Annotated in this window: 11 protein-coding genes; all 11 read left to right on the forward strand. The window is 44.3% G+C overall.

Annotated features, from left to right (window positions below; all coding sequences use genetic code 11):
- The first annotated feature begins 384 nt into the window (after nt 1-384).
- Nucleotides 385-594 (forward strand): helix-turn-helix domain-containing protein, encoded by a 210-nt coding sequence (locus M0Q51_16590; protein MCK9401593.1) that lies wholly within the window; start codon nt 385-387, stop codon nt 592-594.
- 4 nt (nt 595-598) lie between these two features.
- The gene (locus M0Q51_16595) at nt 599-1,120 is read left to right on the forward strand and encodes a hypothetical protein (protein MCK9401594.1); all 522 of its coding nucleotides are present in this window, start codon (nt 599-601) and stop codon (nt 1,118-1,120) included.
- A 13-nt stretch (nt 1,121-1,133) separates the two neighbouring features.
- A complete protein-coding gene (locus M0Q51_16600) occupies nt 1,134-3,647 on the forward strand; it encodes an Hsp70 family protein (protein ID MCK9401595.1) in 2,514 nt (837 codons plus the stop codon).
- Between the two features lie 4 nt (nt 3,648-3,651).
- Entirely contained in the window at nt 3,652-5,247 is a 1,596-nt protein-coding gene (locus tag M0Q51_16605) for a hypothetical protein (GenBank protein ID MCK9401596.1), read from the forward strand.
- A gap of 4 nt (nt 5,248-5,251) precedes the next feature.
- Nucleotides 5,252-5,962 carry a YIP1 family protein gene (locus M0Q51_16610; GenBank protein ID MCK9401597.1) on the forward strand — a complete coding sequence of 237 codons (711 nt, stop codon included), beginning with the start codon at nt 5,252-5,254 and terminating at the stop codon, nt 5,960-5,962.
- 4 nt (nt 5,963-5,966) lie between these two features.
- The gene (locus M0Q51_16615) at nt 5,967-6,587 is read left to right on the forward strand and encodes a hypothetical protein (GenBank protein ID MCK9401598.1); all 621 of its coding nucleotides are present in this window, start codon (nt 5,967-5,969) and stop codon (nt 6,585-6,587) included.
- A gap of 4 nt (nt 6,588-6,591) precedes the next feature.
- Nucleotides 6,592-7,671, forward strand: coding sequence for an ATP-binding protein (locus M0Q51_16620; protein MCK9401599.1), 1,080 nt, complete (start codon nt 6,592-6,594; stop codon nt 7,669-7,671).
- Between the two features lie 7 nt (nt 7,672-7,678).
- Nucleotides 7,679-7,987 carry a hypothetical protein gene (locus M0Q51_16625; GenBank protein MCK9401600.1) on the forward strand — a complete coding sequence of 103 codons (309 nt, stop codon included), beginning with the start codon at nt 7,679-7,681 and terminating at the stop codon, nt 7,985-7,987.
- Nucleotides 7,988-8,248: 261 nt separating this feature from the next.
- Nucleotides 8,249-8,530, forward strand: a complete 282-nt coding sequence (locus M0Q51_16630) for a hypothetical protein (GenBank protein MCK9401601.1) — start codon at nt 8,249-8,251, stop codon at nt 8,528-8,530.
- Nucleotides 8,531-8,535: 5 nt separating this feature from the next.
- Entirely contained in the window at nt 8,536-8,952 is a 417-nt protein-coding gene (locus M0Q51_16635; protein MCK9401602.1) for an NUDIX domain-containing protein, read from the forward strand.
- 70 nt (nt 8,953-9,022) lie between these two features.
- Nucleotides 9,023-9,247: hypothetical protein (locus M0Q51_16640; GenBank protein ID MCK9401603.1), on the forward strand; the 225-nt coding region annotated here is incomplete at its 3' end.

Consider the following 9,247-nt stretch of genomic DNA (forward strand, 5'->3'; position numbering starts at 1 on the left):
CTCGAAATGCGTTGTATCCGTAAGGGTACCCAGGGTTCGAATCCCTGCCTCTCCGCAAATGAAAATAACCCGACGAATATCTGTTTTTTTTATTTTATAATTCAAGATTCAAGACTTGACCCCAATGACTTCCCCCCAACCCCCCTTCCTTTTTGCCCGCCTGCTTGGGCTTCACCCCCAAAACTTTTGAGCGGACGGACGGCGGGACGGAAAATACAAAAGAAGACGAAAGAAGAATAACGCTTGCCCCACTCACCCGTGCGCGCGTTATGTCGAATGAACTCCCCAATTTTGTTTGACTAAATGATAAAAATTTTATATACTAACTTGCAGATAGTTAAAACTTTGTATACCTACTAACTATCATAGTAAAACTATACGAATATGTCAAACGAAAAATCCACCATTGGGGACAACATAAAGAAATACCGAAACAAGCTCGGTATTTCTCAAGATGTCTTATCAAAAAAGGCAAATTTGGCTTTTCATACGATTGCTAAAATTGAGGCGGGATCAACTCCCAACCCCACCATTAATACTGTCAAAAAAATTGCGGACGCCCTTGGCGTTTCGCTTGATGTTTTAATGAAATAAAAATATGAGTAATTTAATTACAAATCCAATCGTCATAGCAATCTTCAGCGCAGGAATACTTTTAGTCCTTGCTTTTTTATACTTACTTTCCCGCAAGGGTGTTCGCCAACCGGACGTACCCGATAAATTTGAAGAGTTATATAAGAAAATCAGCGAGGAGATAAAATATGCCGTGGCTCCCAAGTCCATAAACCTCTCTGTCAGCGTCACCGAGCTCGTCGAGTTGGCGACAGAAGTGTGGCGCATCGAACAGCGGTTGGCGAAGGTTGCCGATACTCTGCCAGAGAACCAAAGGAAAGGGTTGGAAAATTCCGTGCATAAGTTCAAGCGGTACATCTCGAACTACGACATCGAAATCGTTGACTATACCAATCAGAAATTTAACGACGGCCTGAATCTCGACGTGCTCTCGGTTGAAAAAGACCCGAACGTGACGACGCCCACCGTAAAAGAAACGGTCGAACCCACGATCTTGGTTAAGGGGCAGGTCGTTAAAAAGGCCAAGATCATATTACTAAGCAACTAGGAATAATAATTTTATGAGCAATCATAACATACAAATCGGCATCGACCTGGGAACAACGAATTCCGAAGTTGCCGCAAACAACAAAGGCCACGTAGAAGTGGTAAAAAACATTTTTAATGACGAATACACGCCATCGGTTTTCGGCGTCGATAAATCGAAAAATAAGGTAGTGGGCAAACGAGCATATGAACGCCTCTACAAAGACGCATCGGAAGATGAATTTTCAAACAACAAAGCGGAAGTAAAACGCCTAATGGGTACAGCAGACAAAGTCCACTTCGACCGGCTCGGCGAGGATATGTCGCCAGAAGAAATCTCCGGCGAAATATTAAAAAGTCTCAAAGAGGATGTCCTCCGGAAGTATCCCGGTACACCGACTACCAGCGTGGTCATTACGATACCGGCATACTTCTCAACCCTGCAAGCAGAAGCGACCAAACGTGCAGGCAATGTCGCAGGCTTCAAGCATGTCGTTTTGATACAGGAGCCAATCGCCGCCGCGATCGCCTACGGCTTTATGAACGCCAAAAACGAGAACTGGCTCGTCTATGACTTGGGAGGTGGCACGTTCGACGTGGCGTTAATTTCATCTAAAGACGGGGAGCTCTCCGTGCTTGGACATAATGGTGATAACTTCCTTGGAGGAAAAGACTTCGATTGGGCGGTCGTGGATAAGGTGATAGTCCCAGCGATACTTGAAAAATTCGACATCGAAGACTTTACACGTGGCAGTAAAAAATACCGCAGTATATTCGCCAAGCTGAAATACTACGCAGAGACGGCAAAGATCGCACTCTCCCAATCAGGCGAGACGTCCATCGAGGTTGAGAAGATCGGCGATGATGACAACGGCAAAGAAATATACCTCACGATACCTTTCGCTCGCAAAGACTTCGAGAAGCTGATCAAGCCATTCGTCGATAAGACCATTGAGCTGAGTAAGGAGACGATCAAAGAGGCAGGTGTTAAGCAGTCATCCATCTCAAGAGTAGTTCTTGTTGGTGGACCGACAATGATCCCGTACATAAAAGACCGGCTGGAAAAAGACCTCAAAATAGAGGTTGATACCTCTTCCGATCCGTTGACGGTCGTCGCACGTGGCGCATGCATTTACGCTGTAAGCCAGAAGATTCCAAAAGAATTCCTCGAATCGAAAAAGTCGACTGATTCCTCGATCAAAACTTTGCGCCTCAATTACGAATCGCTTACGTCCGAGACGGAGGAAACCCTGACCGGCGTTGTGGAAGAACTTAAAGACGCAGAGGAGGATTACTTCATACAGGTACAAAGCGAGGGCGGACTCTTTAGTGGAAAGAAAATAAAACTCAAAAACGGTAAGTTTATCGAAACGGTAAACCTCGAGAAAAATAAAACGACTCTCTTTTGGATTTACCTATTCGATGCGGAAGGAAATCCGATCAAGACCGAGCCCGAAGCGTTTTCTATAACGCACGGACTTTCCGTATCCGGAGCACCAATACCTCACTCCATTGGAGTCGGGGTTGTGAAGCGTGGCTTTAGTGGTGCGAGTTTCGCCATGTCCGAAGAGTTCGAAGTAATTTTTGAGAAAAATAGCATCCTCCCTCTCAAAGCAACACGTACTTATAAAACACTCAAACCGCTCGCCAAAGGCGACAAAGAGAATGCACTCCCGATTAAAATCCGCGAGGGTGAATCAACTGTACCGGATCAGAACCAATTCATTTGTGATCTTAAGGTGACAGGAGAAAAGCTCCCCTATGATCTCCCTGAAGGGACAGAGATCGCGCTTACCATCGAAGTGAACGAATCACGAGAAGTTAAGGTTGAGGCGTTCATTTTATCTATTGATCTTACGTTCAGTGCGCGTGCCACAATCTACGCCGAAAACTTGAGTGTCGAGGAAATGGAGGCACAGTTGAAAGAACAAGGCGATCGAGCAAAGAAAGTCGAACAGTCCTGCACTCCAGAAGAAAAAGGCAAACTACAGAATCTCGTTCAATCACTCGAGACTAGCTTGGCGACCGCCAAAGTCGACGAAGACGAGAAGCGAAAAGCAGACAAGCAACTTAAGGACTTGAAGATACGACTCGACGGCCTCGAGAAGATGAAAGAGCTCCCCCAGCTCAAAGCCGAATACGATGAAAAAGTGAAAAGTCTGGAGGAGATCATCAATGAGTATGGTGATCAGACGGAAAAGAACATGTACCTAGACCAGCTACGTGTAATCAAGGAGGAAGGTGATCTGGCCGTAGAGAAGCAAGACAAAGTTATGCTTAGCCGATCACTTGAGCAATTGCAAGAACTCAGTCACAAAGTGCTTTTCTCAAATCCGACCTCGTGGGTGTACATGTTCAACAAAATAAAAGAAACGAGCCATGCTTGGACTAGCCCGAAAGAGGCCGAGTATTACATGAACAAAGGTCAGCGTGCTCTAGAGCTCGGCGATGCTGAAGAACTCAAAAGGTCGGTTCATAATCTAATGCTCCTCCTCCCTCCGAGCGAGCAGAAAATGATACAGGGCAATATGTCCGGCATCACCAAATAATTTTATGTCAAATCTACTAAAAAATAACGCATATCACATCCTCGGACTCGACACCTCGGCCGCCCAGCGAGATATTCAAAAACGTGCGAAAGAGATTGTTAAAGTCCTCCAGATCGATGACGTGCCGGAATACGATCTAGACCTTGGCATATTCGATAACTTCCGAACGGAGGATGCGGTCAAAGATGCTATCCAAAAACTAACCTCGCCCAAAAAGCAGATCAAAGACTACTTCTTTTGGTTTCATATTTCTGATGAGGTGGACGAACAAGCCGTAGGCATTCTCCGCAAAAAAGACCCGGAGGGATCTATACGGGTTTGGGAGCACAACGCAGAGGGTGATTCGACAAAGGCGATGTTCTACAAAAAGAACCTTGCGCTTCTGTACTGCATTCTGCTTTTCAAAGAAGACAACAAGCGATACCTCAAAGAGTCGCTTCAAATCTGGCACGAGCTTATCAACTCGTCGAAATTCTGGACTGCTTTCACAAAAGTATATAAACACAACGATGAGCTCGACACCGATCAAGAGATTCTATCAGATTTCCATAAACATGCCGCCTCCTTCCTTTCCGATCTATATACGGAGATCAGTCATGCACGCGGAGACGATAGCTACGTGGCGGAGTTCACCAAAGTATTTAACCTTCGCGGAGAAAAGACGGAGAAATTGGTAATGGCACCTATATTCCATGAGATTACTGATGCCGTCGAGAAGCTTGAGGCAATGAAAGTGTCTGAGGATGGGGAATTAGACAAAGAGGAAGCAACTCAGATAAAACAGCATGTTACTAAGATTCAGGATTGTTGCAATAAACTGATCGATCTCGGCTTGTATGACGATAGCCAATCAAAGACGATACGTGATCGCGCCGCTACTGCTATTCGATCCATTGTCCTCGACATTCACAATAATCTGGACGATATGTCGAAGGCGGAGCAACTCTTAAAGATTGCCATGCAATTTGTGGGTACGTCCGGAATGGAAAACAAATTAAAGCAAGACCTCGATCAGTTTGAAAAGAATAAAAAGTTCTTGAATGCAACAGCTCCCATCATGGCACTCATGAACGAGAAAAAGTTCGCCGAAGCAATAGCTCTTATAGATCACAAAAAGGCAGAGAGCAAAGACCTTGAATTCAATGTTGCGATGGACAACAAGAAGAAAGAGGCCGTGACAATGTACGCAGTAGTCGAGTTCATCGACGCAAAAAAACTGTTTGAAGCCGAGAAGTACGATGAGGCATCGCCTCGCCTCCAAAAGTCGGCCTCGATCGTGTACGACAATATCGAGATATTCGATGTGGACAAGAGCGTGATTGATTCTTGGCTCGAACTAATAAAGAACAACGTGAAAATTCTCACTTCAGAAAACGCGAGCGAAGTCGATGAGGTGCAAAATAAGATGTTGAAGAAAATTGACGAAGCGTTTGATGAACGGTGGGAACAGATGGCAATCAAAACCCTCCTCAATTCTTACTATTACGTCGGGCTTGGTGAGGTAATTAAAAAGAAAAAATCGTCGAATGTCGCATCGACGATCATACAGTGGGCTGTGACCATCGGCATTATATGGTTAATCGGCGCAATATTTGGATAAATTTATGAACGAAAAAAAATCATTAAACTTTGACTTCTTGGATGACAGCCCTAAAAAGGCCGAGGATACTGTTATCGAACACCCTCAACCAGAAGTATCAGCGCAGCCTGTTTCAAAAGGAGAAAACGATGTCGGGTTCTTTCAATATTTCAAAGAATGTTATACAGATTTCAGTAAATTCAGTGAAAAGTATCTGACAAGAAAAAGCCCTCGATACTTTTTCATAGCGATATTAATTTATGGTATGGGGAGCGCGGCAGATCGATTGATAGGATCAATTGGAGATTATTCGAGTTGGGGAGAGGTCTGGGCCATAACAGCAATTGGCGGGCTCATCGGGGGATTCATTTCGTATTATATTGCCGGAACGATTTATCACTGGCGAGTTAAGTGGTCAAAAGGCCGTGATGATGAAAACACCTCAAAACATATCTGGCTCTTTTCAGGCCTACCTATCGCAGCAACAAGCCTGCTCTCACTTATTTTCAACCAAATGGCATACGGCAGCGATTACTTCAACGGAGAAAGCACGGCTGTCGATGTTATCATCCTTCTCGTTTCTATAGCCGCAATTATTTACTCCATAAATATCAGCTATAAAGCTGTCCGGCATGTGCAAAAGGTCGAAAGAGGTAGAGCGATCTGGTGGTTTATTGTTGCGCCGGCAATATTTTATATAATAGTTTTTGGTACAGGATTCGCTTCCGGCTTATAATTTTATGGACAAGAAAGACAAAATTAATTTTGATTTAGACTTTTTAGAGAAAGACGCTCCAGAAGCGAATTCTAACAAGCCTGTCCATCAAAAGAAAACTGAAGAAACGAAAAGCGACTCATCTAAGCCATCCAAGCCCATGTCAGATGGAGCAAAGAAATGGTTAGCCGGAATCGCCATAGTTGGTGCAATCGCATTGTTCGGGGCTTTTAGCGACGACTCAAGTCCAACAAACCCCACGAGTAATTCGACAGTCACCGCGACCCAGTATGACGACGGACTAATCCAGACCGGACAGTACCGATGCTCTCAATATCATCACAACATGGCGGGAGAGCTCGAGCCGTCCGTCTCAGAAGGTACATCTTTGGATTCGAAGACTGCCCAGTTAGCCTCTGAGAGTGACAGGATGGATTCAGAGAAATACCAGCTCGAAAACGAGTATGTCGATGAATACGATCAATGGAGTATAGATCAGCACAATGAGAGCATCGATGACTATAATTCTCGACTACAATCATATCGATATAGAGTACAGTCTCATGAGGCAGCTATTGATAGCTATAACGCTCAGGTCGAAACCTATAACAATTATCTTGTAGCGAATTGCACTCGCGCATATTAATACTATGACTACAGTAACCAAACCAATTTTACATCCAGGTTTTAAGCTGAAAGACAGCATCAGCATTAAAGCACGCCTCGAAAAGATTTTTTTCACAGAGGTATACTCACTTTCGAATGAAAAGTTTCTATATCTTTTCACCAACATCCAACAGGATGAAGTTATCGATCGGAGTCAAAAATACGAACTCGTAAATCTCGATATTGGTGGGAAGAAATATCTCGGCGTGATTATCGATGAGCATTCCCACGACAAAATAACGGCAATCGTTGACGATTTGACTGTCTTGCGCGGGTTTGATTGCGTTGCGGGCATGCGCCCCCTCAAGGCAATGCTCATGAGCGATGTCATTGAGCCTCTTCTTAATCCCGAAAAGTACAAGAAATTTAAACTAGGTATTCCGAATGGTATCTTACTTTTCGGACCTCCGGGATGCGGAAAAACATTCATTGTTAAGAAATTGGCCGAAGAGCTCGGGTATAATTTTATCGAAATGAATCCGTCCTCCGTCGCAACATCGTATGTTCACGGTGCCGTTGGAAATATCGGCAAGGTCTTTGAGATGGCGAGATTGCAAGCACCATCGATTGTCTTTATTGACGAGATTGAGGGTCTTATTCCAAAGCGAGAAGAACTCAGCTCGTCTGCAGATATCAAGAAAGAGGAAATCAATGAGTTTCTCCTCCAGCTCAACAATGCCGGTAGCAGTAAGATTTTGGTTGTTGGAGCTACAAACCGTCCTCACATGATCGATACAGCAATCCTACGATCTGGACGAATGGACAAACGAATATTCGTTGGACCGCCAGATTTGGAAGCTAGGAGAGACCTGTTCAAAATTTGTCTTTCAGGTCGACCTTACGATAAAAAAATCGACTTTGAAAAGCTCGCCAAAATGTCTGAGAACTATGTGGGATCAGATATTGAGCTCATCGTAACTGAGGCGGCTCGGGCGGCCGTGTCTCAAGATAAAAAAATGGTCGATGAGAAAATGTTGGCCGGTGCAATCAAAAAGTTTAACCCTTCGATCTCGCCCGAGGAAATCGCATATTACAATCAATTTGGTGACCTAGAAAGATCGTAAAATATTTATGATAACCAAAGAACAAGGCGAATATCGAATACTGTTTTCAAAGATTGCGACCATTGCACTTTTGGTTGCCGTAATTCCAATCTGGCCATATTTCTTTTATCAGTTCCTTAAGCTTGCTGTATTCGGTGCGTCCGCTTTCTCGGTTTACCTTTACCACAAAGAAAAAAATACAAAATGGATGATGGTCATGATCGTGATTGCTATTATTTTCAATCCGATCAACGCACTTTATTTTGGACACTTCCTCTGGTCAGTTGTGGACATAATTGTGGCAGTAATGTTCTTCAAATCACCGAAACATAATTAATCTGATCCCGCCGTCCGTCCGTCCGCTCAAAAGTTTTGGGGGCGAAGCCCCCTCCAGAGGCGGGCAGGCAATCAGCGGGCAAAAAGGGAGGGGGTTTGGGGGAACGCCCCGAAGGAGTCGCTTCGCGACCCTACGGGGTAATAATTTTCGCCCGCCTGCTTTCGTTCCCGTTCCGTTTGAGCAAGAGAAAAGCGGAAGGGGGGGGGTGGGGCGCCCCGAAGCAGAGCAAGCTCGCTACGGGGTAAAAATTCCGCTTTTCTCTTGCGAAATCAAAATGAGGCCAGCCCCGCCACCTGCCTGAATACTTGGAAGGCAGAACACCACAGAAAAATACTCTTTTCATTAGAAGAAAAAGAAATCCGGCGCGCGCAAAATGAAAAGAGCAAAGAGTATTTTTCTGTGGTGTGGCGAGCTTGTCGAGCAGTGGCGGGGGTGCCTGCCCGCCGAAGCGTAAGCGTAGGAGGGGCTTCCTTAGTCGGGGTTCTGCTCAAAGAAAGTTCGAACATCAATCAAAAACGACCGCAATTTATCAAAATAAAATAATTGATATGGAAAAACCGATAACATACGCTCCGGTGGTAGCAGGAGTTGTAATCAAGCAAGATGGAAAATATTTGTTGGTGCAAGAAAAACAGCCGAACGCTTATGGTCTTTGGAATTTACCAGCCGGCAGAGTAGATTTTGGCGATACGATTGAACAGACGGCAGTAAAAGAAGCTAAGGAAGAGACGGGCTACGATGTTGAGTTGATTAGAAAACTGGATATTTTCCAAGACGCGGCGAACGAGGCGGTTAAACACGCCTTTGAAGCAAAAATCGTCGGCGGCGATTTGCATTTTTCCGAAGACGAATTGCTGGATGCAAGATGGTTTACTTTTGAAGAGATTGAAGCGATGAAGGATAAACTAAGAAGTGCTTGGATATTTGCAGGAATTAATATGGTAGAGCAAGCCGACGGCTCCTGATAATCTTCACAAGCATATTTTGATAAAATAATATTATAGCTATAATAATACTTATAATTAATTAACATATATGGAACACCTTAAATATCCGGAACGATACTGGCAGCATCTATTGGCCTTCCCGTTTATTATTTCTATGATCATACCGCTCGTAATTTTTGATTTTTGCACGGAGCTTTATCATCACATTTGTTTTCCGCTTTATGGCATACCGCTGGTGCCGCGGCAGGAGTATATTAAAATTGACCGGGTTAAATTATCATATTTGACTTGGCTGCAAAAAATTTTCTGCGCC

The sequence above is a fragment of the Bacteroidales bacterium genome (assembly GCA_023229505.1).
Classification (GTDB): domain Bacteria; phylum Bacteroidota; class Bacteroidia; order Bacteroidales; family JAGOPY01; genus JAGOPY01.

What these genes read in the sequence shown, in the direction of transcription:
- M0Q51_16590 (MCK9401593.1), top strand. Translation starts at nt 385, where the DNA reads ATGTCAAACGAAAAATCCACCATTGGGGACAACATAAAGAAATACCGA.
- M0Q51_16595 (MCK9401594.1), top strand. Translation starts at nt 599, where the DNA reads ATGAGTAATTTAATTACAAATCCAATCGTCATAGCAATCTTCAGCGCA.
- M0Q51_16600 (MCK9401595.1), top strand. Translation starts at nt 1,134, where the DNA reads ATGAGCAATCATAACATACAAATCGGCATCGACCTGGGAACAACGAAT.
- M0Q51_16605 (MCK9401596.1), top strand. Translation starts at nt 3,652, where the DNA reads ATGTCAAATCTACTAAAAAATAACGCATATCACATCCTCGGACTCGAC.
- M0Q51_16610 (MCK9401597.1), top strand. Translation starts at nt 5,252, where the DNA reads ATGAACGAAAAAAAATCATTAAACTTTGACTTCTTGGATGACAGCCCT.
- M0Q51_16615 (MCK9401598.1), top strand. Translation starts at nt 5,967, where the DNA reads ATGGACAAGAAAGACAAAATTAATTTTGATTTAGACTTTTTAGAGAAA.
- M0Q51_16620 (MCK9401599.1), top strand. Translation starts at nt 6,592, where the DNA reads ATGACTACAGTAACCAAACCAATTTTACATCCAGGTTTTAAGCTGAAA.
- M0Q51_16625 (MCK9401600.1), top strand. Translation starts at nt 7,679, where the DNA reads ATGATAACCAAAGAACAAGGCGAATATCGAATACTGTTTTCAAAGATT.
- M0Q51_16635 (MCK9401602.1), top strand. Translation starts at nt 8,536, where the DNA reads ATGGAAAAACCGATAACATACGCTCCGGTGGTAGCAGGAGTTGTAATC.